At 45.9% G+C, this 26,128-nt stretch carries 29 protein-coding genes and 1 tRNA gene; 26 read left to right on the forward strand and 4 right to left on the reverse strand.

Annotated features, from left to right (window positions below):
• Positions 1-35 precede the first annotated feature (35 nt).
• Positions 36-1,196, forward strand: a complete 1,161-nt coding sequence (locus J2736_RS17460; RefSeq protein WP_310499875.1) for an aminotransferase class V-fold PLP-dependent enzyme — start codon at positions 36-38, stop codon at positions 1,194-1,196.
• Positions 1,197-1,211: 15 nt separating this feature from the next.
• On the forward strand, positions 1,212-1,703 hold the full coding sequence (locus J2736_RS17465) for a DUF4446 family protein (RefSeq protein WP_310499876.1): 492 nt from the start codon (positions 1,212-1,214) through the stop codon (positions 1,701-1,703).
• Here the strand turns inward: J2736_RS17465 and yyaC are convergent.
• Positions 1,678-2,301 carry a spore protease YyaC gene (gene yyaC, locus J2736_RS17470; RefSeq protein ID WP_310499877.1) on the reverse strand — a complete coding sequence of 208 codons (624 nt, stop codon included), beginning with the start codon at positions 2,299-2,301 and terminating at the stop codon, positions 1,678-1,680. The two genes, J2736_RS17465 and yyaC, sit on opposite strands and share 26 nt — an antisense overlap.
• A 100-nt stretch (positions 2,302-2,401) precedes the next feature.
• On the opposite strand from yyaC, the gene J2736_RS17475 reads away from it, so the two are divergent.
• The 5 genes from J2736_RS17475 (at position 2,402) to J2736_RS17495 (ending at position 4,493) form a co-directional block, all read left to right on the forward strand.
• Positions 2,402-2,644, forward strand: coding sequence for a putative Se/S carrier protein (locus J2736_RS17475; RefSeq protein WP_310499878.1), 243 nt, complete (start codon positions 2,402-2,404; stop codon positions 2,642-2,644).
• A 12-nt stretch (positions 2,645-2,656) separates the two neighbouring features.
• Positions 2,657-3,511, forward strand: a complete 855-nt coding sequence (locus tag J2736_RS17480; RefSeq protein WP_310499879.1) for a mechanosensitive ion channel family protein — start codon at positions 2,657-2,659, stop codon at positions 3,509-3,511.
• A 1-nt stretch (position 3,512) separates the two neighbouring features.
• Positions 3,513-3,728, forward strand: coding sequence for a DUF951 domain-containing protein (locus tag J2736_RS17485; protein WP_310499880.1), 216 nt, complete (start codon positions 3,513-3,515; stop codon positions 3,726-3,728).
• A gap of 76 nt (positions 3,729-3,804) precedes the next feature.
• A tRNA-Ser gene (locus tag J2736_RS17490) sits at positions 3,805-3,892 on the forward strand.
• A gap of 172 nt (positions 3,893-4,064) precedes the next feature.
• A complete protein-coding gene (locus tag J2736_RS17495) occupies positions 4,065-4,493 on the forward strand; it encodes a hypothetical protein (RefSeq protein WP_310499881.1) in 429 nt (142 codons plus the stop codon).
• Positions 4,494-4,562: 69 nt separating this feature from the next.
• Here J2736_RS17495 and J2736_RS17500 read toward each other — a convergent pair whose 3' ends face one another.
• Entirely contained in the window at positions 4,563-4,754 is a 192-nt protein-coding gene (locus tag J2736_RS17500; protein ID WP_310499882.1) for a YjzC family protein, read from the reverse strand.
• Between the two features lie 243 nt (positions 4,755-4,997).
• Between J2736_RS17500 and rpsF the strand changes: the two genes are divergently transcribed.
• The 16 genes from rpsF (at position 4,998) to J2736_RS17580 (ending at position 21,844) form a co-directional block, all read left to right on the forward strand.
• Positions 4,998-5,285 carry a 30S ribosomal protein S6 gene (rpsF, locus tag J2736_RS17505; protein WP_310499883.1) on the forward strand — a complete coding sequence of 96 codons (288 nt, stop codon included), beginning with the start codon at positions 4,998-5,000 and terminating at the stop codon, positions 5,283-5,285.
• 34 nt (positions 5,286-5,319) lie between these two features.
• The gene (gene ssb / locus J2736_RS17510; protein ID WP_310499884.1) at positions 5,320-5,802 is read left to right on the forward strand and encodes a single-stranded DNA-binding protein; all 483 of its coding nucleotides are present in this window, start codon (positions 5,320-5,322) and stop codon (positions 5,800-5,802) included.
• Positions 5,803-5,827: 25 nt separating this feature from the next.
• Positions 5,828-6,115 (forward strand): 30S ribosomal protein S18, encoded by a 288-nt coding sequence (gene rpsR, locus J2736_RS17515; RefSeq protein WP_028557221.1) that lies wholly within the window; start codon positions 5,828-5,830, stop codon positions 6,113-6,115.
• 152 nt (positions 6,116-6,267) lie between these two features.
• Positions 6,268-6,579 (forward strand): MazG-like family protein, encoded by a 312-nt coding sequence (locus tag J2736_RS17520; protein ID WP_310499885.1) that lies wholly within the window; start codon positions 6,268-6,270, stop codon positions 6,577-6,579.
• 6 nt (positions 6,580-6,585) lie between these two features.
• Positions 6,586-7,500 (forward strand): DUF2232 domain-containing protein, encoded by a 915-nt coding sequence (locus J2736_RS17525; protein WP_310499886.1) that lies wholly within the window; start codon positions 6,586-6,588, stop codon positions 7,498-7,500.
• A gap of 18 nt (positions 7,501-7,518) precedes the next feature.
• Positions 7,519-9,480, forward strand: a complete 1,962-nt coding sequence (locus tag J2736_RS17530; RefSeq protein WP_310499887.1) for a DHH family phosphoesterase — start codon at positions 7,519-7,521, stop codon at positions 9,478-9,480.
• Positions 9,477-9,926, forward strand: a complete 450-nt coding sequence (gene rplI / locus J2736_RS17535) for a 50S ribosomal protein L9 (protein WP_057314898.1) — start codon at positions 9,477-9,479, stop codon at positions 9,924-9,926. The genes J2736_RS17530 and rplI overlap by 4 nt, the downstream gene beginning before the upstream one ends.
• Positions 9,927-10,059: 133 nt before the next feature.
• Positions 10,060-11,433: a replicative DNA helicase gene (gene dnaB / locus J2736_RS17540; RefSeq protein WP_310499888.1), complete on the forward strand. Its 1,374-nt coding sequence runs from the start codon at positions 10,060-10,062 to the stop codon at positions 11,431-11,433.
• 698 nt (positions 11,434-12,131) lie between these two features.
• Positions 12,132-13,418 (forward strand): adenylosuccinate synthase, encoded by a 1,287-nt coding sequence (locus J2736_RS17545; protein WP_310499889.1) that lies wholly within the window; start codon positions 12,132-12,134, stop codon positions 13,416-13,418.
• A 150-nt stretch (positions 13,419-13,568) separates the two neighbouring features.
• A complete protein-coding gene (locus J2736_RS17550; protein WP_310499890.1) occupies positions 13,569-14,243 on the forward strand; it encodes a hypothetical protein in 675 nt (224 codons plus the stop codon).
• Positions 14,244-14,590: 347 nt separating this feature from the next.
• Positions 14,591-16,132, forward strand: a complete 1,542-nt coding sequence (locus J2736_RS17555; protein WP_310499891.1) for a M23 family metallopeptidase — start codon at positions 14,591-14,593, stop codon at positions 16,130-16,132.
• Between the two features lie 182 nt (positions 16,133-16,314).
• The gene (gene yycF / locus J2736_RS17560) at positions 16,315-17,034 is read left to right on the forward strand and encodes a response regulator YycF (RefSeq protein WP_310499892.1); all 720 of its coding nucleotides are present in this window, start codon (positions 16,315-16,317) and stop codon (positions 17,032-17,034) included.
• Positions 17,035-17,036: 2 nt separating this feature from the next.
• Positions 17,037-18,872 (forward strand): cell wall metabolism sensor histidine kinase WalK, encoded by a 1,836-nt coding sequence (gene walK / locus J2736_RS17565; protein ID WP_310499893.1) that lies wholly within the window; start codon positions 17,037-17,039, stop codon positions 18,870-18,872.
• Positions 18,869-20,155 carry a YycH family regulatory protein gene (locus J2736_RS17570; RefSeq protein WP_310499894.1) on the forward strand — a complete coding sequence of 429 codons (1,287 nt, stop codon included), beginning with the start codon at positions 18,869-18,871 and terminating at the stop codon, positions 20,153-20,155. Before walK ends, J2736_RS17570 begins: the two co-directional genes overlap by 4 nt.
• 30 nt (positions 20,156-20,185) lie before the next feature.
• Positions 20,186-20,995 (forward strand): two-component system regulatory protein YycI, encoded by an 810-nt coding sequence (yycI, locus tag J2736_RS17575; RefSeq protein WP_310499895.1) that lies wholly within the window; start codon positions 20,186-20,188, stop codon positions 20,993-20,995.
• Between the two features lie 48 nt (positions 20,996-21,043).
• Positions 21,044-21,844: an MBL fold metallo-hydrolase gene (locus J2736_RS17580; protein WP_310499896.1), complete on the forward strand. Its 801-nt coding sequence runs from the start codon at positions 21,044-21,046 to the stop codon at positions 21,842-21,844.
• Here J2736_RS17580 and J2736_RS17585 read toward each other — a convergent pair.
• The gene (locus tag J2736_RS17585) at positions 21,813-22,022 is read right to left on the reverse strand and encodes a hypothetical protein (protein ID WP_310499897.1); all 210 of its coding nucleotides are present in this window, start codon (positions 22,020-22,022) and stop codon (positions 21,813-21,815) included. The genes J2736_RS17580 and J2736_RS17585 overlap by 32 nt on opposite strands.
• 214 nt (positions 22,023-22,236) lie before the next feature.
• On the opposite strand from J2736_RS17585, the gene J2736_RS17590 reads away from it, so the two are divergent.
• Together J2736_RS17590 and J2736_RS17595 are read left to right on the forward strand one after the other, a co-directional pair.
• Complete coding sequence (locus J2736_RS17590) at positions 22,237-23,466, forward strand: S1C family serine protease (RefSeq protein WP_310499898.1); 1,230 nt, start codon at positions 22,237-22,239, stop codon at positions 23,464-23,466.
• Positions 23,467-23,524: 58 nt separating this feature from the next.
• A complete protein-coding gene (locus J2736_RS17595; RefSeq protein WP_063795715.1) occupies positions 23,525-23,692 on the forward strand; it encodes a CxxH/CxxC protein in 168 nt (55 codons plus the stop codon).
• Between the two features lie 107 nt (positions 23,693-23,799).
• Here J2736_RS17595 and J2736_RS17600 read toward each other — a convergent pair whose 3' ends face one another.
• Positions 23,800-24,675, reverse strand: coding sequence for a LysR family transcriptional regulator (locus J2736_RS17600; RefSeq protein ID WP_310499899.1), 876 nt, complete (start codon positions 24,673-24,675; stop codon positions 23,800-23,802).
• Positions 24,676-24,788: 113 nt separating this feature from the next.
• On the opposite strand from J2736_RS17600, the gene J2736_RS17605 reads away from it, so the two are divergent.
• Positions 24,789-26,102 (forward strand): purine/pyrimidine permease, encoded by a 1,314-nt coding sequence (locus J2736_RS17605; RefSeq protein WP_310499900.1) that lies wholly within the window; start codon positions 24,789-24,791, stop codon positions 26,100-26,102.
• The last annotated feature ends 26 nt before the right edge of the window (positions 26,103-26,128 follow it).

Raw genomic sequence — 26,128 nt, forward strand, 5'->3', positions numbered from 1 at the left:
GATGCAGGTAGAAATTTCTCAAAGGAGTTGGGAACATGAAGGGCGTTATGTATTTCGATCAAGCAGCATCCTCGTGGCCAAAGCCGCCTGCAGTGATGGATGCGATGATACAATGCATGCAAGAGTATGCAGCTAATCCAGGTAGGGGCAGCCACCAAATGGCGGTGAGGGCAAGTCGCGCGTTATTTGAGACTAGAAAGAATCTAGCAAAGTTGTTCGGTGTTAGAAACCCCAATGATATTTCGTTTGCATTAAATACAACACATGCTTTAAACCAGGCAATCAAAGGTTTCGTTAAGTCTGGCGATCATGTCATTTGTTCTAATGTTGAACACAATTCGGTGAGAAGACCGCTTGAATATTTGAAGGCAGCTGCAGGGGTTGAGCTTACCTATTTGCATCATGATGAACAAGGAAATATGGATTTAAATGAGCTGAAAGAAGCTCTTCGACCAAATACAACATTGGTTGTGGTGAATCATAGTTCTAACCTGCTTGGCACAATTATGCCGATTACCGAGATCGGCGAGATATGCAAAAGCCATGGTGCGAAGCTGCTTGTAGACGCGGCTCAGAGCGCCGGTGTACTGCCCATTCATGTCGCAGATATGAATATCGACATGCTTGCCTTCCCAGGCCACAAGGGGCTTCTGGGGCCTCAGGGGACGGGTGGGTTATATATCCATCCGGACATGCATTTGGAACCGTTACTACACGGTGGAACGGGCAGTCAATCTGAAGCGATCCATCAACCTACGGTGCGTCCTGATCGGTATGAAGCAGGGACACAGAACACACCTGGCATCGCAGGTTTAAATGAAGGTGTAAAGTTCGTCCTTAGTGAAACCGTGGACAAGATTCATGCGAGAGAGTGGGCACACTCGCAGCACTTAATGGAGGGGCTACTGGGAATTGAAGGAGTGACGATTCTAGGGCCGAAGCTTGGACAAAATAAAACAGGAATCGTTTCCTTTAACATTCAAGATGTGGATTCATCGGAAGTGGCTTTCATTCTCGATCAGTCATTCCAAATAGCCGTACGAGCTGGTTATCATTGTACACCACTTGCCCATGAAGTTGCGGGGACCCTAGCAAAGGGTGCAGTGCGTGCGAGTATCGGTTATTTTACAACGGATGAAGAAGTAGCTGCACTTATTGAAGCTGTCAAAGAGATTCAAACGCAATATGCGAAGTAGAAAGAGGGATTGGGCATGGGGGAACTGTTTGGCTTAAATGCAGAATACGTAATGTTAGTTTGTTTCGCATGTATTCTGGTGTTATTTATTACGATTATTATTATGTCATTTCGTTTGTCATCTTTGCGGAAACGTTATACGCGGATGATTAATGGTTCTAGTGCTGAGAATATGGAGCAGGTATTACTCGATATGCAGACCGCGTTGAATGAGCAAAAGGCCGAATCCCAAGAGGCTTCGACCCAAATTTCTAATATTCATCAAGCCATGAAGAAGATGACATCAAGCATAAAAATTCGTCGCTACAATGCTTTCAATGAAGGTGGTAGTGATCTCAGCTTTTCGTTGGCCATGCTGAATGAAGAACAAGATGGTGTGATTGTTACAGGAATACATAGTCGAGAGCAAATGTATGTATATGCAAAGCCAATCACCAAGGGGCAATCCAGTTACACATTAAGTCCAGAAGAGAAAGAAACCCTTACTCAAACTTTAAAGCAGTCGTAGCACTTGGGGCAAAAGATTGGGTACGTCTGATTGCAGCGTAAAGGGCATCGCCGATGACCGTCGCCATATTCATAACAAGGCTAAGCCGTGTATTTTGCAAAACGAAGTATTCCATGAATCCACCTACGTTCACGATCCCCGTGACATGAATGTCACCAACGGGAGGTAGATCTTTATTGACGCCGGCACCTGGCTTAAGCGGTCCATAAGCTACCTGAATACAGCCGACACTAGCAACTTGCCCTAAACAGGCATCAACCGCTACGATGAATGGATTTTGGAATTGCTTGTGAATGGTTTCAACCGTTTCGGCTAAATTCATCGCATGAACAGGCTCATCTAATGTGCCGAATAAATGAAGATTGCGGAGAGTCGTTGTACGATTTAGATGTGAGCCAACCAATGGACCGAGAGCATCCCCTGTAGAACGATCTGTCCCTACACAGATAACAACAATAGGTTGATAGGTTGGTAGTTTACTAAAAATGGCTTGCAAATGCTTTGCGAGAAGATAAGGTGTATTGGAATCGGTATGCTGAATTTTCAATGGTTCTTGCACTGGGGTTTTATCGCCGTCGAATCCAAAATGGAATTTCATGATATCCCTCCAAAGTAGGTAGTAATCTTTTTTTACTAGTATATGGAGAGAGAGGCACATTTATACGTAGAGAGGAGAGCTTTCTCTGGAATATTCGATTATGTTGATAGCTTTCGATTCTACCCAACAAGCATTAAGAGCAGAGATGCTGCTAGAGTATGCGGATATCGAGATCGATATCAGGCCCACACCGAAAGAGATTACAGCGGGATGTGCGCTATCTATTGAATTTCCAGGAGCGGATCTTGTGCAAGTTCAAGAAATCATAGAGAGCGAGAACGTTGAGATTCGGGGAATCTATTTTAAAAAAGAAGATGGATATGGTACCATAGTAGAAAAATAAGGAGGCTTACTAGTGTCTTTTGAAACACAATTTTTTGAAAATCTGATGCATTGGATTCGGGAGCATATTAGTAAACCTGAAATCATTGCCTCGATATTCTGGATTACGATTAAAATTGTACTTATCTATGTTATTGCTAGAATCATCATCAAAATTGCTGACAAAACAATCGCTCATATGGTCATTGCGAGAGAGAAGTCACCTCTCAAAATCGATAGACGCAGATCCAATACCATTTCAATTCTTGTACATAATCTTATCGCGTATACAGTAAATCTAGTTGCTATCATGTTAATTCTCGGTCAGGTAGGTTTGAACTTAGGTCCCTTACTTGCAGGTGCAGGTGTTCTCGGATTGGCAATAGGTTTCGGAGCACAGAGTTTGGTGAAGGATGTTATTACAGGATTCTTTATTATTTTCGAGGATCAGTTCGGAGTTGGCGATGTTATTCAAATTGATCAATTCAAAGGGACCGTTGAGGAAATTGGCATTCGTGTGACGCGTATCAAAAGCTGGACCGGTGAGGTTCACATTATCCCTAACGGAAATATTAAGCAGGTGACGAACTTCTCCACTTATAATTCAATTGCAATCGTTGATGTATCCATTGCGTATGACGCTGACATTGATCGTGCGATGGTCTTATTAAATGAAGTTGTCGTTGAAGTGCATGAGCGCACAGAAAGTATCGTTAAAGCGCCACAAGTACTCGGTGTGCAAATGATCGGGAATACGGACTTGAAGATCCGAGTGATTGCGGAATGCAAACCGAACAAACAAGGGGAAGTCAGCCGAATTTTAAATGCAGAGATTAAGAAGTATTTAGATACCCATGGCATTAAACAAGAAAAGGTGGAGGGGAACTAAGATGGAGAAGAAAGAATACCAACTTGGCGATGTTGTGCAGATGAAAAAGCCCCATCCATGCGGTACAAATGAAATGGAAATTATTCGAATGGGCATGGATATTCGGATTAAATGTGTAGGCTGCAAGCACAGTGTCCTAGTGCCAAGAACGAAGTTCGAAAGCAAGCTCAAAAAAATATTGCGCAGCAATGCCGCGACAGAAGAAGAGCCGAGCTAAACTTTTCACAAAAAATAGTAAAACACTTGCGAGAGACAGACTTTTTTGATACAATAAGTCCTGTTCTCATTTTCTTGGAAAGGTACCCAAGTGGTCCAAGGGGGCTGACTCGAAATCAGTTAGGCGTCGCGAGGCGTGCGTGGGTTCGACTCCCACTCTTTCCGTACTAGAACACACAAGATAAAACCGTTTATATCCTTCAAGGGTATAGGCGGTTTTTTTTCCTGTTTAGATATCGTGATAGTGGTTTATATGAAAGATAAGGGATAAAACCTAAGAACACGTAGCAAAATAAAAGTTAGGTTATGGAAAATAGCTTATAGGAGGACGATATACATGAAAAGATGGATGATAGCACTTGCGGTGGTTGCTGTAATGGCCTCAGGCTGCGCTAAGAAGGAAGATGCGACAACAGCTAGTCCAACACCGGGTGTGACGGTTCAGCCTTCAGTTGGGGCTTCAGCGACGCCTAGCGGGACGCCGAGTGGTGGGGCTGGAACAGCGTCTCCTACACCGAAAGCTACGACAGGCGGTGGAGCGGCAGAGTCACCTTCTCCGATAACCAAAGAACAAGTAGAGAAGATCACGATGACGAGCACATACGATGATATGGTGAAACAAACGGGATCGAAAGGTAAGTTAGTGAAAGAAGAGAATGGCAAACGCACGTATGAGTTTGTTATTACGAATCAACCAGGATACTACGCTCAAATTGTCTACTTTGCCGATGGGAAGATTTCGGAGAAGCGTGTTCTTCAGAAGTAATGAAATGGTAGAATAACGAACACCCCTCATTTATTATTAAGGTGAGGGGTGTTTGTTCATCGTATGAAGTTACATCCGCTTGCCGCCTTTTTTATGCCATTTGCGATTATGATTGCTTGTTGCTGGGAAGGTATCGCCTTTTCTCAAAGTAACTGTCTTGGGATTGTTAATCCCCATATGGAAGGCATTCTCGCCAACTTCCATATAATCACCATCGTTAGGAACATGATCGCCTTCATTAAAATGTGTCCATTCACCCACGATTGAATCACCTCTTTATCAGAATAACAATCATAGTTAGATTGCCCCAAGAGGGCGGAAGCATGTAGCGTATTACTTACCAGCTTCCACCTGTGCGAATCGTGGGATAAAAACTTGTAATTTGCCGCGTGATTTGCTATAGTATTCAGGTGCGAGTTTTGAATAAGAATCCTCGCTCCTTGCTCCATCGCTTGCCTAGCAAGTTTGAATAGGAGCCGCTTAGTCCAAAAGGAGGTGAAATACATGCGCAAATATGAAATGATGTACATCATTCGTACTGACGTTGAGCAAGAAGTTGTTCAATCTACGGTAGAAAAATTTCAAGGCATCATCACGAACGGTGGGGGAGAAATCTCCAAACATGACCTGATGGGTAAACGCCGTCTTGCGTATGAGATCAAGAAGTTCCGTGACGGGCACTACGTGCTTGTACACTTCAACGCAGAACCTGCTGTTGTAACTGAACTTGATCGCGTACTTAAGATTTCGGACGAAGTTATTCGTCACTTAATCGTAAACGACGTAGCTTAATCAATGCCAGTATTTTCGTCAGGAGGGTTATTCCATGTTGAACCGTGTCATTCTTATCGGTCGATTGACCAGAGATCCAGAACTTCGTTATACACCAGCTGGGGTAGCAGTTACCCAATTCACACTTGCTGTAGATCGTCCTTTCACGAGCGGTGGCTCGAAAGAACGTGAAGCGGACTTTATCAATATCGTCACGTGGAGGCAGCTTGCCGAAACATGCGCGAATTACTTGCGTAAAGGTCGTTTAACAGCAGTTGAAGGACGCATTCAAGTGCGTAACTACGACAACAATGAAGGAAAACGTGTTTACGTGACCGAAATTATTGCCGACAATGTTCGTTTCCTTGAATCTAGCGGCGGGAATCGCGAAGAGGGCGGATCCTCTAATGTAAACGCAGGCGGCGGCTATAGCGGCGGCGGAAGCAGCAATCGTGGCGGTGGATCGCGCGAGCAGCAGGATCCTTTCATAGATGACGGAAAACCGATCGATATTTCCGATGATGATTTGCCATTTTAAACGTAGAAAGGACTGAAGAGACACAATGGCTTTCCAAAAAAGAGACAACAATGGTGATGATCGTGCTGATCGCAAATTTGCTCCTCGTGGCAAAGGCGGTAAAGGCAAACGCCGTAAAGTTTGTTACTTCACAGTAAACAAAATCAAGCATATTGATTATAAAGATATCGAGACTCTTAAAAAGTTCATCAGTGAGCGCGGGAAGATTCTTCCTAGACGTGTAACTGGTACTTCCGCTAAGTACCAACGTGCTTTGACGATTGCGATCAAACGCTCCCGTACAATCGCGTTGCTTCCTTACACAACGGAATAGGTTTAATCATCAAAGGCAGCTGGTCAGACGGCTGTCTTTTTTGTTTTTGTCCAGAAAGAGAATGAATACTCGGGCAGAGGCTTTCTTTTCTAGTGCCTATTTGTGGTATAATTGATCAATATCGTTTCTGCTGAGATGAGGAGTGATGACGGTTGCTGAATAGGGAAAAAGAAGTTGACCTAGCCAGACGGGCCAAAGTCATTGAGTGGCTCAAAACAGAAGTCGTAGATCATGTAGCTCACCTGCTTAAAGGCATGTGGGAAGGCAGTCATGCAAAGATGATGGACGGATTGGCCAGTCTGATTTCGAGTGGCTATATTTTAGGCCGAAGACTGGGGATTTCTTATCACAGTTTGGACGAAGCTATTATTGAGAAAATGAAGAAGCACCGCCAAGAGGGCCATCAACTTGAGGACTGGTACGGCGACATTTCATCGCTCGAAGAACATTTACGTAAGAGGTGAGCCCGGTTGGGGAATCGAAGTTGGCAAAGTGTCATCTGGAGCGTAGTTATGATTATTTCATTGCTATCGTTGATGACGCCATTTATTATTTTCACATGTAGTTTTCTATTGGTTCCGGTTCTAATGTTATATGTCAAAACAAGTACAAAGCGTTTCGTCGTAAGTTATGTACTTAGCCTGCTCGTTATTTACATACTTACCCAGTGGATTGGCCTCTATTTAATAACAATTGCGTTGTTCATATTGCCACCTGTGTTAGTGATGGGGAATCTGTACAAACGTAAAGCGGCTGCAAGATCTGTGTTAACTGCAGGTATCGTTACCATTTTGGCTGAGTCATTAATAAGCTTGCTTCTAGGATTTGCATTAGGTCTTAATCCGGTTGCGAAATTCAAACAATTTATGATAGATAGTATTGCAACCATGCCGCAAAGCATTCAGGATATTTTACCGAAGGATCAAGACTGGTACGTTGGCTTCATTGTGCAAGTCATTCCGTTGTATTTGATCTTTGTGGCGTTGTTCATAACTTTTGTGACGCATGGCGTAACGCGATGGTTTTTGAACAAATCGGGTGAAAGTATCCCAGGTTTGCGACCAATGAGAGAGTGGAAGCTGCAGAGATCGCTAGTCTGGATTTATTTAGTGGCATTTGTCTTAGATTTATTCTCAAAACCCGATTCGAGCTCACTTATTTCGACGTTGCTGATGAATGCCATGCCGCTATTGATGCTTGCATTCGCTGTTCAAGCGATAGGCTTTCTGTTCTATGTGGCACATGCGAATAAATGGAAACCCATCCTGCCGATTGTGGCGATCATCGTATTGGTGTTCATGCCGCCACTATTTATTGTGTATAGCTTATTAGGGGTATTTGATGTTGCGTTTCCAATCCGTGAACGGTTCAAGAAAAATTTATAGGATTAGGAGCTAGTTCGAATGCCGAAGTTCCTTTTGAAGCGGTGGCACGGTCAGCATATTGTGTGGATGTTTGTTCTGCTCATCGCCTTGACGGCCATTATTTATATGTTCAAATGGTGGCTGGGCCTAACGGCTTTCTTACTCTGCGGGGCAATGGCGTATTTTACGCTGCAAGCGGAGACAGCTTTTCGTCGAGAATTGAATACGTACGTCGGAACGATAACTCATCGCGTGAAGAAAGCCGGCAATGAAGTGATGAGCGGGCTGCCCATCGGCATTATTTTATATAATGAAGAGAAACGTATCGAGTGGCACAACCCTTTTGTAGCGAAAATGCTAGGACAGGATTCCGTGATTGGTGAATCACTCTTTGATTATTTCCCAGATCTCAAAAACAAGAAAGACAAAAGTGATAAAATCGAGCTGACGGTTGGTCAATTTATTTATCAAGTGTGGACCAAACCGGAGGAGAGACTCCTGTATCTACGTGAAATTACGGAGCATGCTGTACTAGCGAAGAAGTACGAAGATAGTAAGACGGCGATTGGTATCGTGATGATGGATAATTTGGAAGAGGCTACCCAGGGACTGGATGATCAGGCGCGCAGCATTATGCTGGCCAAGGTGACCGGTGAGATTACGGAATGGGCTCAGAAGAATCAACTTTATCTACGTCGGACGTCCTCAGATCGCTTCTTGATTTTGATGGATCAGAAAGCATTGCGTCAATTAGAGCAAACCCGCTTTGAATTATTGGATGATGTTCGCGATCTGACGATTGAGAATAAGCTTCCTTTAACGCTTAGTATCGGGATCGCCGCTGGCTCGGAATCCTTAACAGAGCTAGGTCAGATGGCACAAATGGGACTGGACATGTCACTCGGCCGCGGCGGCGATCAAGTGACAGTGAAGGTCGGGCAGCGTCTGTCCTTTTACGGCGGAAGAACGAATGCGGTCGAGAAACGTACGCGGGTAAGAGCGCGAGTGATTTCTCATGCACTGCGTGATCTAATGAAGGACAGTGACAAGGTCATCATCATGGGGCATCGTTTTGCGGACATGGATTCGATTGGCGCGGCGATTGGTGTGCTCAAGGCGGTTCAAGTTGTCGGCAAAGAAGGCTACATCGTGCTGGAGGGTGTGAATCCTGCGATTCAGAAGGTGATGGAGACGATTTCGGCTGATGAGCGGCTGCATCGTTGGTTCATTACACCTGAGCAGGGGATGCAAATTACAACACAGCGTTCACTTGCAGTTGTCGTAGATACGCATAAAGCTTCTATGGTCGCCGAGCCCAAGCTCCTGCAGCTGACACACAGGGTCGTAGTGGTCGATCACCACCGTAGGAGTGAGGAGTTCATCCATGATGCTACGCTTGTCTATATGGAGCCTTACGCGTCCTCTACGTGTGAGTTAGTGACCGAGCTCTTGCAATATATCAATGAGAAGCTAAACATGGAAGTTTTGGAAGCTACGATGCTCCTAGCGGGTATTGTTGTGGATACGAAGAGCTTCAGTCTTCGGACAGGTGCGAGAACCTTTGAGGCAGCGTCCTACTTGCGTCGCAATGGAGCAGATTCTGCACTCATTCAGAAGCTTTTGAAGGAAGATTTGGATTCTTATATTGAGCGTTCTGAGGTTATTAAGCACACAGAAACGATCTATGATCATATTGCATTGGCAGTTGCTGAGCCGTCTCGCAAATATTCTCAGTTGATGATTGCGCAAGTAGCTGATACATTGTTAAATATGACGAATATTATGGCTTCCTTTGTAATTGCCGAACGACCGGACGGATTGATTGGGATTAGCGCGAGATCGCTAGGTCAAATGAACGTTCAAGTGGTCATGGAGCGTCTTGGCGGTGGTGGGCATCTAACCAATGCAGCCACACAGACGGACTGCACATTAGAGGAAGCAACGAATCGATTAAAACAAGTACTAGCCGATATACAGGAAGAGGAGGGACTTTTCGAATGAAAGTTATTCTACTGAAAGACGTAAAAGGCCAAGGTAAAAAGGGCGAAGTAAAAGAAGTATCCGAGGGATACGCGCAAAATTTCCTAATCGCACAAGGACTTGCTGCTCCAGCTACACAGGGCACGGTAAAAGTGTTGGATAATCAAAAGAAAGCCGAACAACGCCGTAAGGATCAGGAGAAGGCGGATGCGCAGGCACTTGGCGAGAAGCTTAGTGAAATGACGGTACAAATTAAGGCGAAATCTGGCGAGGGTGGACGTCTGTTCGGAGCTATTCCAAGTAAGCAAATCGCAGAAGTGTTGGAAAAACAATATAAAATCGTTATTGATAAGCGTAAAATCGTGCTGGAAGAGCCAATTCGTACACTAGGTGTAACGAAGGTTCCCGTTAAGCTGCATGCAGAAGTAACATCTAGCTTGAACGTTCAAGTTACGGAAGAGAAGTAAGCTTCTAGAGCATCGGATATGAAGATTCGCATAGAAAGAAGAGAACGAGAGTCCCAGTCTGGGGCTCTTCTCTCTTGTAGACATAAAACTAGTAAACTATTAAATAGTGAAAATGAAAGGCGGGCACAGTAGCATGAGCAATGGAGATAATATGTTTGTGGATCGTGTTCCGCCTCAAAATATAGAAGCAGAGCAGGCCGTCCTAGGGGCGATCCTGATTCATGGTGATGCGTTAATTACCGCGATGGAGCGGATCACGAGCGATGATTTCTATCGCGGCTCTCACCAACGCATCTTTGAGGCGATTGTTGAGCTCGCCGAAGCGCAAGAGCCGATCGATCTCATTACGCTAACGGCGCTCCTACAAAACAAGCAACAGTTGGAAGAGATCGGCGGTGTCACGTACTTATCCGATTTGGCGAACGCGGTACCAACCGCTGCCAACATTGACTATTACGCGGCAATTGTCGAGGAGAAATCGATGCTTCGCCGTTTGATCCGTACCGCGACACAGATCGTGTCCGATGGCTACGCCAATGAGGACAATGTCGGGATGATGCTCAGCGACGCGGAGAAGAAGATCCTCGAGATCTCGCAGCGCCGCAGTTCCACCGGATTCGTCGTCATTCGCGACGTGCTCATGGAAGTGTTCGAGAAGGTTGAAAGTCTCTACTCGAACAAAGGCGGATCAACGGGAATCCCATCGGGATTCATAGATTTGGACAAGATGACGTCAGGCTTCCAGCGCTCAGACTTAATCATTCTCGCGGCGCGTCCTTCCGTAGGAAAGACCGCCTTCGCGCTGAACGTAGCGCAGAATGTCGGCGTCCGCGCCAAAGAGACCGTCGCGATCTTCTCGCTCGAGATGGGCGCCGCACAGCTCGTACAACGTATGGTCTGCGCTGAGGCGAACGTCGATGCGAATCGGATGCGTACGGGTAATCTAGAAGGAGACGACTGGGAGAAGCTGACGATGGCGATCGGTGCTTTGTCCGAGGCGAATGTGTTCATCGACGATACGCCGACGATTACGGTTGCGGATATCCGCGCGAAGTGCCGCCGATTGCAGCAGGAGAAAGGGCTCGGTATGATCCTCATCGACTACTTGCAGCTCATTGCTGGGCGTGGCGGAAAAGGCGGCGACAATCGTCAGCAGGAGGTCTCCGAGATCTCTCGTACGCTGAAGCAAATTGCCCGTGAGCTGAATGTACCGGTCATCGCGCTCTCGCAGCTGAGCCGGGGCGTTGAGCAGCGGCAGGACAAGCGTCCGATGATGTCTGACCTTCGGGAATCCGGTTCCATTGAGCAAGATGCCGACATCGTAGCGTTCCTATACCGGGATGATTACTACGATAAGGAATCGGAGAAGAAGAACATTATCGAGATTATTATTGCTAAACAGCGGAATGGTCCCGTAGGAACCGTTGAGCTGGCTTTCCTTAAACAATTCAATAAGTTCGTGAATATGGATCGCAGTCATCAAGAAGCAGCAGCCGGGCAGTATTGACGGCTGCTTTTTTTCGAGTCGGGAGGGGTCGAGGCTGTGCCGAGCCAGCAATATTTGCCGTCTCGGAAGGAAAGTGATGTCGCTGAGTTGCTGAGCCTGCATTTTTCGACGTCTCAGGTGAAGCCTAGGTCAAGTAAGAATGTTGGACCGAGTATGTATGACTTTTTCCATGCAACAGACATAAAAATAGCCCCGAAGAGGAATCTTAGGGGTAACATAATCCATGCGAAAATGGCAAAGCTAGAGGTTTCCTTTCTTTAAGCGACAGCAACGAAAAAGTATGCGTAATTTCCGAACAATTATACATACACCCCTATAATCGTTCGTTTTTCATTGACTTTGACATGGGGGACTGCTAAACTAAAGACGGTGAAAAAACCTTGATCGATAAGCCGGCTTCAAGCAGGTAACTCGAAATAAGGTCGTTTTTTCATGCCGAAGGGTAGGTTTCCTTCCTGCAGATCACTGCCGAAAGAGACCAGATATTCCTTTGCGGTGAGTAAGTGAGAGTTAGCTCTCTTGTCTGTTGCCGCGCGTAGCAGTGAATAGAGGTAGTTGCATCACCAGAATCGCCAGAGGGAAAGTGCAATGGACGCTGAACGCTTTAGCGCTTTAATGAAGTCCAACTTTCATCTGTGGTCTTACAGCCATAACAGGCTCATTATGGGTGACTTGTCACCGTACGGAGGTAAGTGCATATGTCAACGGTTGTTGTTGTCGGTACGCAATGGGGAGATGAAGGGAAAGGTAAAATCACGGATTTCTTAGCGGAATCTGCTGAGGTTGTTGCGCGTTATCAAGGTGGTAACAATGCAGGCCACACGATCATTATTAGCGGGAAAAAGTACAAGCTAACGATGATTCCTTCCGGTATTTTTTACAAAGATAAAGCTTGTGTGATCGGGAATGGGATGGTTATTAATCCGGCTGCACTCATTGAAGAAATTAATTACATTCATGATAATGGTTTTACAACAACGAATTTGAACATCAGTGATCGCGCGCATGTCATTATGCCGTATCACTTGGTACTTGACGGTCTGGAAGAAGATCGTAAAGGCGATAGCAAAATTGGTACGACTCGCAAAGGGATCGGCCCTGCTTACATGGACAAAGCTGCTCGTAACGGTATTCGTATCGCGGATCTGATGGATGCGGAAGAGTTCGAATTGAAGCTTCGTCGTATTGTTGCTGAGAAAAATGTTTTGATCGAGCAAGTCTACGGTTCGACAGGTCTTGATGTGGAGCCAATTCTTAAAGAGTACCTCGCATACGCTGAAATCATTCGTCCATACGTGAAGGATACTTCGGTTATCCTGAATGAATATATTGACCAAGGCCGCAGAGTGTTGTTCGAAGGCGCGCAAGGCGTTATGTTGGATATCGACCAAGGCACATACCCGTATGTTACTTCTTCCAACCCAACAGCTGGTGGTGTGTGTATCGGTTCTGGTGTAGGTCCAACGAAGATTCACAACATCATCGGTGTGGCAAAAGCTTATACAACACGTGTCGGCGACGGCCCTTTCCCAACGGAATTGGACAATGAAATTGGCGCATGGATTCGTGAAAAAGGTTTCGAGTACGGTACGGTAACAGGTCGTCCTCGTCGTGTAGGCTGGTTCGACAGTGTAGTCGTACGTCACGCAAGACGTGTTAGCGGCATCACAGGCTTGTCCTTGAACTCCATCGACGTTCTGACAGGTCTAGAAACCGTCAAAATCTGCACAGGCTACATGTACCGCGGTGAGTTGATTGAGCACTACCCAGCGAGCTTGAAAGCCATCTCCGAGTGTGAAGCGGTGTATGAAGAGCTTCCAGGTTGGACAGAAGATGTTTCTGAGGCACGTACACTCAGCGATCTTCCTGAGAACGCAAGACACTATGTTGAGCGTGTTTCCCAGCTGACAGGTATCCCAATCGCGATCTTCTCCGTAGGTCGTAACCGTGAGCAAACAAATCTAGTTCGTCCTATCTACGCTTAAATCATAGATAACCTAAACAATCCTCTAGGCTGCTTTCGTAGCTTAGGGGATTTTTCTTTTGCCTATAGGGATATAATGGCAGGGTTTTCGTCCATACTGGGAAGAGAAGCTTATCTCTGTGTGAGCAATGTTAGGAGTGATATAAAGCATATGAAACTATTAACTTGGTTAAGTAAAATTGTCATAAGTACCGTCCTTATTACATCAATTACGATGTTTACAACGTGGTATGTAGTAAACATGTACGTGGAGGATATATTTCGACAGTATCAGCTACCCGCGATGGGTAAAAAGATTCAATTTGGTGAATTTGCGTCAAGATTGGCGGAAGAGCTGAATATAGTTAAGGGGAAAGACGAGGGGAAGAAGGCAGCAATAGGGGTAACTCCTACAACGAAGCCATCGCCTTCTCCTAATCCCAACCCGTCAGGGGCGTTTCCAAGCCCGAGTTCAAGTCCAAATCCGAATGATCAACAACCTGTCGGCGGTATTAGTTCGTCAAGCGGTGTAGACGCATCTACAACGAATCAGGACGATGCGATAGCCGTAATGGGAAGCGCTCGAACGGAGGAGAGCGAGAAGAAGGAGCTTGTCATGTCCACAGAGGATTTCGCGAAGAAGAAGGAAGCCCTCTCCAGTGATGATAAAATGAAAATATTTTCTCTTGTTGTCGCTAAGCTTCCACAGGCAGAGGTGCAGACTCTCTCCGGGATCCTGGAAAATGGGATTACAACGCAAGAGCTTGATGAAGTAAATGCGACACTTAAAAAATATTTGAACGATAAAGAGCTGGCGCAGTTAACTGACATTTTAAACAAATATTAGGTTTAGGTTAGGGGAGTTGCTGACCCATGGATCTCATCCGTAGCTTCCCTGCTAAGTTTCATGCCTTTTCGTCAATTGTTGTGAAATAAAGGCAAATGAAATTGGGAATTCGAACAAAAAACCAGACTTTTAGCGACTTCTTTTGGTGGTGGACACGAATCTATCACATGGTTATCGAGTATTTTGTTGAAATAGGCACAGAAAGTGTGTTAAATTTAACAAAAGAAAGATAGTCATAATGGATATTATGTCTAATCAAGGTTTATTTATGTATCCACAGAGTAACGATGTTACAGCACGGATGCAAAACCGTTCAAAGGGAGAAGATCATGACAGGTTTCAGGGGAATGCGTTTTGTCATGGATCTCATGAAGAGATTCACGCCTAAGCGAGAAAGCTTGACCGGAAATGAATCATTATCAGACAAGCAGCTAGAGACAGTTCAACCAGACGAAGTAACGACATCCAAGACACTAACGGTGATCAAACGACATAAATGGGCACTTTCATTAGGCGTAGGTGCTATAGCACTTACGGGAGCGATTACGTTCGCCGGACATCAATATGTAGAAGCGGGCATGGACAATGTGTATCATGTGATGCTTAACAACCAAGAAATAGGTATCGTAAGCGACAATACCATAATTGATGAATATAAAACGAACAAACCGTTAGATGTACAGAAGAATTTCCCAAGTGTTCATGTGGTGCTTAAAACAGATGGAATCACCTACACGTCTGAAAGGGCTTACAATAAGAAAACAGACGATTCTGCTGTTATTTCCACGTTGGATCAATTGCTCGTACCGCAACCAGTGGGTGTAGCCATGAAAGTGGATGGTAAGACGGTCGCGATTGTGAAAGATAAGGCTACTGCCGATCAAATTCTCAATCAAGTGAGTGAACCATTCACACCTAAAGGGAAAAATAACGAAAAAGTAGCTGCCTTATCTACCGGTCTAGGTGAGGATATATCTACTGCGCCATCCGAGCTTGAAAAGGTGGAATTCGTGCAAAAGGTCGATACAGCGGAAGTTCCCATCGATCCAACGGAGCTAGCAAAGCCTGAAGATGTCGTGAAGACATTGCAGACTGGCAATGTTGCACCAGCAAAGTATACCGTTGTTGAAGGGGATTGCGTTTCCTGTATTGCGAAGAAATTAGGGATTACCAAGCAATTCATTTATGATAATAATCCAGGTCTTCAAGATGATAAGCTTAAGCTGGGCAGTCAGTTAGACGTAACGGTACTGAAGCCAACTCTTTCTGTGAAAACGACGGAGAAAATCGTAAAGAATCAAGAGATTCAGTACGATACCGAGTATGTGAAGGATGATTCGATGCGCTTAGGTGTCGTCCAACCGATCTCCGCAGGTAAGAATGGACTGAAGAAAGTAACGATTCAAGTGACGAAAGTCGATGGTTTGTTGACTGAAGAGCAGGTTGTGAATGAGGACATCATTGATGAGCCTGTCACGGCCAAGGTGAAAAAAGGAACGAAAGTCATTAAAGGTGAAGGTACCGGGAAGTTCGCATGGCCTGTTATTTCACCAAGTATCTCAAGTACATTCGGTTATCGTTGGGGCAAGCTGCATAAAGGCGTCGACATCACAGGTAACAGAAATATTATGGCAGCAGATAATGGTAAAGTCGTTGAAACGGGCTATAAGTCAGATTACGGCAATTATATTATTATTAACCATCTGAATGGTTATGAAACACTTTATGGACATTTAAGCCAAATTACTACGAAGTCAGGCAGCATCGTCGAAAAGGGCGAAAAAATTGGCATTATGGGAAGCACAGGCGACTCTACTGGCGTGCATTTGCATTTTGAAGTTCACAGCAGTGGTAACTTGGAAAATCCTTTAAAATATTTAAATCGCTAAATAAAAATAGAGGCAAGGTCGAACCGGACAACTCGGGGGCCTTGTCTCTTTTTAGTTAAATGTATGTTAAAATAAAGAAGAGTATGTAGGAAATTACTGGCTGGAACAAGGGTCTAACTCTGACAGCTGTGCGCGCAATGAGGTGTGGCAGTGTCAGTTACTTTATAGTAGGCGGTGGTCACATGTTTGGAAAAATTCTCGTGGTGGATGACGAACAACCAATTGCAGATATTTTGAAATTCAACCTGGAGAAAGAGGGCTATCAGGTCATCTGTGCGTACGATGGTGGAAGCGCTGTAGAGCTGGCGTTCTCCGAACAGCCGGATCTCATTCTCCTTGACCTTATGCTGCCTGTAAAAGATGGCATGGATGTATGCCGTGAGGTGCGCTCTAAGCTCAATACACCGATTATTATGCTGACAGCGAAGGATACGGAGCTGGACAAGGTGTTGGGCTTAGAGATGGGCGCAGACGACTATGTGACGAAGCCTTTCGGCACGAGAGAGCTGCTAGCCCGTGTAAAGGCGCATCTGCGCAGACAGACGAAGGTGCAATCGACTACGAACGAGCCGGAAGCACAGCGGAACGGGATGCGCATTCATGCGTTGTTCATCGATAATGATATGTACATGGTCTACAAAGATGGAACCCCGCTGGATCTGACGCATCGGGAGTTCGAGCTTATTCAATATTTGGCCAAAAACTCAGGCAAAGTGATGACCCGTGAGCACCTGTTGCAAGCGGTGTGGGGTTTTGAATATTTCGGCGACGTACGGACTGTCGATGTGACAATTCGTCGTCTGCGCGAGAAGCTGGAGACAGATCCTAGCCGTCCGGAATACATTATGACGCGTAGGGGTCTCGGTTATTTGATGCGCAGTCCGAAAGCCGGAGGCTTCTAAACATGAAGGGCATCCGCTTCTTTCAATCGATTCAAGCGAAGCTAATTATTATTTATGTATTACTGATTCTGATCGCGATGCAGCTAATTGGCGTGTATTTCTATAAGACGGTAGAGACATATTTCAAAAATGACTTCTTAGCTTCCCGCAATAGTCAGGTTACGCTGCTTGCTGGCTTCGTTGAATCGTATTTGACGGGGGATCAGGAGAGCAAGAATGCGACAGAAGGTAAGAAGACGTATGCGGATTTAAATGAATTCGTTAGCAATCTATTCTCTATTAATAATGCAGAAATCCAAATCATTGATGCGAATGGGAACGTGATTAGCACGTCGGTTGCGAGCCATTTGAAGCAAAAAAATACACAGCCGGAAGTTATTCGGGCGTTGCAAGGGATTAAAGATAATCAGCGAATTTTCACGGATGAGGATGGCTATCGGAAGGTGATTATTGCCAAGCCGGTCGGCAGCGGGGTACGTGTCCTAGGAGCTGTGTACATTATCGCCTCGATGGAAGATGTGTACAAGACGATTCGCTCGATTAACCGGATCCTCATTTCTGGTACTTTGATTGCGTTGGGGCTGACAGCGATTCTGGGTGTCATTTTAACGAGTACCATTACCAATCCTATTAAAGAGATTACGAAGCAAGCAACGGCTGTAGCCGAGGGTAATTTTGATCAACAAGTCGTCATTCAAGGGACGGATGAGATCGGACAGCTGGGGCAAACCTTTAATTTTATGATGAATCGGTTGAAGGAAGCACTCTCGCTGAATGAAGAGGAGAAGGAGAAGCTCGCCTCGATTCTCACGAATATGAACGATGGCGTCATTGCTACAGACGATAGAGGACAAGTGATCGTGTTGAATCGTCGCGCGAAGCAGATCCTGCAAGTCGAAGAGGAAACAACGTTAGGTCGGGATATTGCTGAGGTTATCAGCATTCCAATCGATACGATTCGCGCTTTAGTTACTGGGCAAGTGAATACGACGCTGCTGGATATTCAGCTGCCAGACGACGAGGATGAGCAATTGTCGGTTCGGATTACGTTCACACCGATTCATAAACGTGGCGAAGGTCAGCACGGGATCATTGCGGTGCTGCAGGACGTAACGGATCAAGAGAAGCTGGAGCAAGCCAGACGAGAGTTCGTAGCGAACGTCTCTCACGAGCTGCGAACGCCGCTGACGACGATCAAGAGCTATCTCGAAGCGCTTGATGACGGTGCGATCGAGGAGCCGCAGCTCGCGTCACGGTTCATCAGCGTAACGCGCAGTGAAACGGAGCGGATGATCCGCTTAGTGACGGATTTGCTGCATTTATCACGACTGGATTCGAAGCAGTCGATGATGAGTAAGTCCTCAACACTTGTCAGCGAGATGCTGGAGGAGGTTGCGGACCGGTTTTCTTTTCAGCTGCAGCAACGAAAAATTCAAATAATGTTACACGTGGAACATGGCGTAACAAGCCTATTGCTTGATCGCGATAAAATTGATCAGGTCCTCGATAATTTGGTATCCAATGCGATTAAATATACAGGCGATGAAGGAACCATTCGGTTGGAAGCACGCAAAGTAGACAAAGACATGCTAGAAATATCGGTACAAGATAATGGCATGGGAATTCCGAAGAAGGATCTATCGCGTATCTTCGACCGATTCTATCGGGTAGATAAAGCACGCTCTCGCAACATGGGAGGCACAGGACTAGGTCTGTCCATTGCCCGGGAAATAGTGAAAGCCCACGGTGGAACGATTGCTTTGGAGTCCGAGCTTGGTCAAGGAACACGCGTCCTATTTACATTGCCAATTCGGCAAGAAGAGGAGGGGGAAGTATGATAGAGAGCTTGAAAACGATCTTTCTTGTGCTGTTGATCGGGACAAGCTTGTATCAGAGCTTTATCCTTGCTTCCTACAGCCCTCCGAAGATAGAACCGATTCAGCAAAGTAATTATGTTCAGACTGAGACTTTGGGCAAGCAATCAGAGCTGTCGGATATGCTATTTCCAGATCAGCTTATTATCCACTTAGGTAATCAGCAGCATTCTGTGCTATACCCGAACAACTATTACTACACCAGATTGCTAGATAATATTAAGCAGCGTAGCTTCAAAGGCTTTCGCAAAACGTCAATGTACCTCGTGAATGTGAACTGGGAAGATGTTCGAACGAAGCAGCTTGGCGTAGAGATTCGGTTCCGGGAAGGAATTCCCTTCACGATCCTGCAACAGCTATTCCGTATTGAAGGCGAAATTCCAGTTGAGAATGATAAAATTACAAAAATTTGGATTTACTCCAAGGGAACGAATGATGAGGTTCGTGCGTTCTTTTTCACAGATTCGCCGGGTGTTGGCTATGAGGTCATTGGGGCGGATTTCACGAGCAAGGACGTTGAGAATTTCGTTGCTTATGGCGAGCCAACGAACCTATACAAGACAACCAATAGCGGTGATTACTATTTGCCGTTGAAACCGCTGCACTTACCTAGCTTTACGTTCACATATACGCAGCTTACAGCGGAGCAGCTGAAGCAGAGCTTATTCGTGGACCCTGGGATTACGCGTTATTTGAAAGAGCGAGACGGGTCGGAGATATACACCGATAGCAAGCGAGGATTCCAGCTTAATCGAGATCAACGATGGATTACGTATTTCGATCCGGTAGCACCTGCGGCTAGTAAAACAGAGGTGTTGGAAGATTTGATGGCAGGTATCAAATTCATCAATCAGCACATTGGTTGGGATGGCAGATACATGGTCGCCCGTACGCCAGAGAAACAGTTGGATAACCAGACCTTCAGGTTCCGCCAGTACTATGAATCACTTCCGATCATAACCGCGCAGCCGGATGGCTTTGGTACGATGAGAATGGACGTGCAGAAGGGTGTCATTTCCGGATTCGAGCGATCCATGGTGATTCCTGACCTGAAGTCGGGGCAGCGGCGAGAGAATGAGTTGATGTCAGGCGAGGCTGTAGAGCAACGATTACAATACTACCAGCGTCGATCCAGTATCGTTTCTATTTTTCCAGCCTATCGTCCCGTCATTTCGGATAAGACATTAACCTTAACGAGTGCATGGGCACTGGAGCTGCGGGATGGCACGTATGATTTTATTGAATAGACAGAATTACAGGGGTGGGTTGGTGAGAGTATGAATTGGAGTAGGGCCAAGACAATTTTGATTGCTTCATTTTTACTGTTGAATATGATTCTCGGCTTCCAGCTGTGGTCCACCAATCGCTCCAATCAGGGGACTTCCTTAGACCCATCCAGTACGGTAGAGGATTTGAATCGTGCGCTCCGCAACAAAAATATTCGTCTGACAGACGAGCTGCCGACAGATTCGCCTAAGCTAAAGGTCATAACCGTGAAATATGATGACAGCATCAAGCTGGGTGAGGTGAAAAAGCTCAAATCTCCCATTTACATGAGCACGCTGCTCGGAAAAGGGGCAAGTAAAGAAGCGCAATCACTTTCGGAGATTCCGAACTTCGCTATGTATCAACTAGATTCTGTTATGAGTCAAAATGGGATCTATGTATTCTCCCAATTGTATGGCAAGGTTCCACTCTTTGATGTTACGGTCGAACTCAAAGAGAATAATGGAGAAATTACCAGTTACCGTCAAGCTTTTGTTGAAGTAGAATCAGAAGTAGAACAGACGGAGCAGAAGTTAATTTCGGCCCAATTAGCGGTCCGCAGTTTAGTGGACAATTACTTAAGCGATGGCTCGATTATTACAGAGGTTCGCTTAGGGTATCATGGACAACCTTATAATTCGCAAACACAACCGATGTTCCCACAGTGGCGGATTACGATTGATAATGGATATGTGTATTATGTGCAAGCATTCAATGGAGCAGTAGAGTCACTGCAAAAGGGCTCTGAGCCCGTACCATTTGAATCAGAAGGTGGAGTAGCTTCTCCATCTCCAGGCGATAAGAGTACGCCTAAGAAGTAGCAAGGATTAACGAATAGGCACACAGGTAGGCATAGAGGAGTAGGGAAGATGGGAATTCGATTTACGGTATTATCAAGTGGTTCTACGGGGAATGCAACGGTAGTCGATAACGGTGAGGTTAAGCTGTTGATCGACGTAGGATTCAGTGCGAAGAAAATGGAGCTGCTCATGAAAGAGCGGGAGCTCGCGGCGAGCAGTATTGATGGTATTTTGGTCACACACGAGCATTCTGATCATATTAAAGGGTTGGGTGCATTTGCTCGTAAGTATGATGTGCCGATTTATGCGAATGAGAAGACGTGGGTAGAGCTAGATCGCCAAATTGGCGTCATTGCTGAAGGGAACAAGCGCGTGATGGACACGGGCGGCGTAGAGGAGTTTGGAACGCTCAAAGTGGAATCCTTCGGGATTTCACATGATGCGGCGGAGCCGGTTGGTTACGTCTTTTATGAAGGAGAACAGAAGTTAAGTGTAGTGACGGACCTCGGCTATATGAGCGAAAAGGTGAAGGAAAAGATTTCAGATTCCGATGCCTTGGTCCTGGAAACCAATCATGATGTCGACATGCTGCGCGTGGGTCATTATCCATGGAGCATTAAACGACGCATTCTCGGAGACAAGGGACATTTATCCAACGAAGCCGCAGGGGAAGCACTCTGTGATATCATGACGAATAAGACGAAATCTGTCTATATGGCGCACCTTAGCCGAGATCATAACTTAATGGATTTGGCCAGGCTAACCGTGAATAATATAGTACAAGAGCGGGCGCCAGAGGCGAAACAGCTGCGGCTGATGGATACGTATTTTGACCGTTCTACGAAATGGGATGTATTGGATTCGGAGTAAGCGCTGCGTCAAGCTCCTGGGATTTGAGCTGAAGCTCTTGTGCGGTAATGAGACCTTTATCAATCAATACTTGAATGAGAGATGATAGAACGAGGGACTGGTGATAGTGGCTTTCCTTGAGGTCAGCTAGCTTACCGATCATGTTAATTTCTTCAAAATGAGAAGGAATACGGTTCATTTTGGCATTCTCCTTTAAATAAGGTCTAGTGAAATTTTTTTACACTCTAGTAATTCGGTAAGAGATTTGGTTTACTATTATTGTAGGCAAGAAGCGAGCGAAACATTCCTATTTTTTGCAAAAAAACAATCACAGGATGTCTTGAACGCGTCCACCGATTGAAATAAAGCAACGCGAGTGTTAAGTTGGCCCCGTCAGCGAGGAGGGATCCGAAATGAGTTTGTTTGATGATGATTTTTATTCGACCAAAAGATCCAGAAGGCGCGAGCCGGTTTGGCGTCCCAAAGGGACAGGGAATTTATCCAGTTTCACGAGTTTTGCTGGTCGAAGACGGTATGTTGCCCTCATCGCAGGGTTCATCGGGGCACTAGGCATGCTGATAGTTGTAGGGATCGTTCAAGCTATTGGGGGAAGTAGTTCGTCAGAGAACGCGCTTGCGATTCCTGTGGTAGCCAAAGCGGATGTCCATCCAATGAATAGCAATGACTCGGTTGTTGCGGCAACGGACAAAATAAAACCAGCCGTGGTCAGCGTCATCTCCTCGAAGAAAGATGAAGCGGGGCAAGAGTCGGGCATCGGCATTGGATCAGGGGTTATGTTTGCACGGAACGGGGATAAAGTTCGCATTGTGACGAATAGTCATGTCGTGGAGAACGGGAACCAGTTCGAAATCGTGAACTTCGAAGGTGAGCATCGCAAAGCTACGTTGGTTGGCCGCGATCGCATTACGGATCTTGCTGTGTTAGAGGCAGATGGCAAAGACATTAAAATTCTTGCTGAGTTCGGAGACTCTGACACGCTGCGTGCGGGTGAGATGGCGATTGCCGTGGGCAATCCGCTAGGACTGGGCTTCTCACCAACGGTGACGCAAGGCATCGTTTCATCGCCGAAACGGACGATACCTGTCTCATTGTCCCGGGAAGGCACCGATTATGACTGGGAAATGGATGTCATCCAAACGGATGCCGCGATTAACCAAGGCAACAGCGGGGGACCGCTGGTCAATATCGAGGGCAAGGTTATCGGCATCAATTCCATGAAGATATCGGATACGGGCGTGGAAGGCTTAGGTTTTGCAATTCCGATTAATAGTGTCAAACCGATTATTGATAGTCTTATCAAGGATCACAAGGTGAAACGGCCATTGATTGGGGTGTCGACACAGGAGTTGCAAGCTTTTAAGGGCACGGATGTATTAAAGCTGCCTGCAGATGTCAAAACTGGAGTTATCGTCTTCGACGTGTCAGGGCCTGCGAAGGAAGCGGGACTGAAAGCGCAAGACGTGATCGTACAGTTAGATGATCGCAAGATTGAGAGCACAATTGGGTTGAGAAAATACCTGTATAATGAAAAGAAAATCGGCGACAAGATCAACGTGGTGTACTATCGCGGCGGGAAGAAGCTGTCGACGGTGCTGACGCTGGTTGAGGCGACGGATAAGTAGTATAGGTTAAAAGATTAAAGAAATCTACAGAACCGCTATCGGATGAGAGGTACTAAACATGCATGTCGTTTGTAAAGATCATGTGGAAATAGCCATAGATGAATTTGTTGATGAGTACGAGGAAGCTCCAGACGTTGTGGATTTGCAGAAAACCCACTTTGCCCACTGGGCACCGCCTGAGCACTGCGAGCATTGCCAGTCATTATCACGTTTTCTAATCGTATGAGGGAGGCCTGAGGGCCTCTTTTTTCTTTGTATAAACAGGAATATGTTTGGGATTTGAGCTTTCTCACTCGAATTGATATCTTGAAATTAAATGGGGAGGAGAAAATATTATTGGGTTTCTTGCAGAAGCTCGATAAAATGCTGGGCTGCTTTGGATACATGGCGATCCTTCAACCATATTAATCCGGTTGCTAATTTGAGCTGACTGTCTGCGATTTCATTAGCTTGGAACGCATATTCCTTATGCCATTTAACAATGGACTCTGGCACAATCGTTGTTGCATCCCCAGAAGATACCCACCCCAATAATGTGACCATATCGGAACATTCCCCGATTACGTTAGGCTGCAAGCCGCGTACCGTGAATTGATCGATGATACTATGATACAACCCAAGACCCTCTGTACTAGGCAAAATGAGCGGATAACGTTGAATATCAGCGAAAGAGAATGCCTGTGATTCCGAAGCGAAAGACTTCGCTGTAACGAAATAAAAAGGTTCAGATTGCAGTTGGATGACTTCAAAATCACTTAGTTCCATGGGAAGTCGGATGATAGCAAGCTCGATGGCATGTTCCCGAATAAGGCGGAGCAACTGCGCGGATTCATTCTGTTGTATTTTATACGTAACCTCTGGATAGCGAGTTTTGAAAATACGCAGCAGTTGCGGCAGCTGAGCCGAGGACAGGGTGTTAACGCCTATTCGTAACTTGCCGCGCGTTCCCTTGCCAATCTCTTTGACATCATTCTCCGCTTCCTCCATAAGCTTCGTTAAGTGTAGGGCGTGCTTATATAAGGCCTGTCCGGCTTCGGTCAGTTCGATGACTTTACCTGTCCGTAGAATAAGGTCGACGCCGAGCTCTTGCTCGATGAGCTTCAATTGTTGTCCTAAAGGGGGTTGAGTCATGTGCAATCTTTGGGCGGCAGCTGTAATTTGCTTCTCTTCAGCGATTGCGATGAAATAGCGAAGTTGACGGATATCCATCGTAGTGAGGTTCCTTTCCAAACGATAAAAGTATGAAAACCAAAGGATATAGATATTATTCGTATGCTTATCGATATGATACCATAGAAGCCGATAGAAAAGGGGGAGCCTTTATGCTTCGAAAGTATCATTCCAATTCGTATTTACATGTTCTACAATGGTTTATTTTTATGATCGCTAGTTCCGTGGCACTTCCTATCGTAATTGGCGGTCTGTTTCATTTGTCTCAGGATGAGATTGCCTCGTTGATGCAGCGTACATTTTTCGTAGTGGGACTCAGTTCCATGCTGCAAGCAGTACTTGGGCATCGGTTTCCGATCGTGGATGGTCCAGCGGGTTCATGGGTAAGCGTGTTTGTCATGATGGCCGGTATTTCCGCAAACCAAGGTCACACTGCCAAAGAAGTGCTGCAGGTTCTAGAAGGCGGGCTGCTAATGGCCGGTGTGCTGTTGTTGTTACTGGGCATTACAGGTCTTTTTTATAAACTCCTCAACTTATTTACACCGCTTGTTACGAATTTATTCTTGTTCATCTTGTCTTTGCAGCTAAGTGGTGTATTTCTGAAAGGCATGTTCGGCTTGAAAGCAGGGCAAGGTGCCATAGATTATGGAACGATTCTGATCTCATTCGTGGTATTCAGTGGCGTAGTGTTCCTGAATGTAAAAGGGAAGGGATGGACGCGTAACTATGCCGTACTACTGGGAATTACCGGGGGTTGGGTGCTTCAAGCATTAGTCGTCGGAGGAGGCTCTAGTGCAGGTTCAGCCTCTGGTGCATGGATCAAACTTCCCGATATATGGGCATGGGGATTACCTCAGTTGAATCCAGGCATGGCTTTAACGGCTGCGCTATTTACGCTGATCCTTGTTTCAAATCTTGTTGCCGCTATTACAGCGGGCCAACAGGCCGTCCCGCGGAAGGAACTCCCTGGCAAGGATGTCTACAACCGGGGGAGCCTAATTGCAGGCGTATCTCATGGGCTTTCGGCTATATTTTCCGCTGTAGGTGTCGTTTCGCTTCCCGTTACGGCGAGTTTTATCAAAATGACGGGGCAAACGAGAAGAATGCCGTTCGTCATCGCCTGCTTGGCGCTCTCGGCAATTGCTCTTGTTCCTTCGATCGTTCATTTCCTTGCGCAGTTGCCTACGTCCGTAGCTAGTGCAGTCTCGTTAGCAACCTTCGTGCAGATGACCAGTAACTCATTCTCCTCCTTATCGCGCGTCGTTCAGACACAGCGCCAGCTGACGATTCTGGGAATGGGAATTCTCGTCGGTGCCGGCTTCACCATTATTGCGGCATCACCTATGCCTGAACTTCCTGTAGTGATGCAGTATGCGTTTGGTAACGGGCTATTAATTGCCACTGTCGTGGTCATGGCCCTTGAGCGGTTCTGGAAAACGGACCCGAAATTAATCGTTTCGAATTAAATGAGAATGAGTAGGGAGCCTGGGCC

Origin of the sequence: Paenibacillus qinlingensis (assembly GCF_031455095.1) — a bacterium.
GTDB classification, from domain to species: domain Bacteria; phylum Bacillota; class Bacilli; order Paenibacillales; family NBRC-103111; genus Paenibacillus_E; species Paenibacillus_E qinlingensis_A.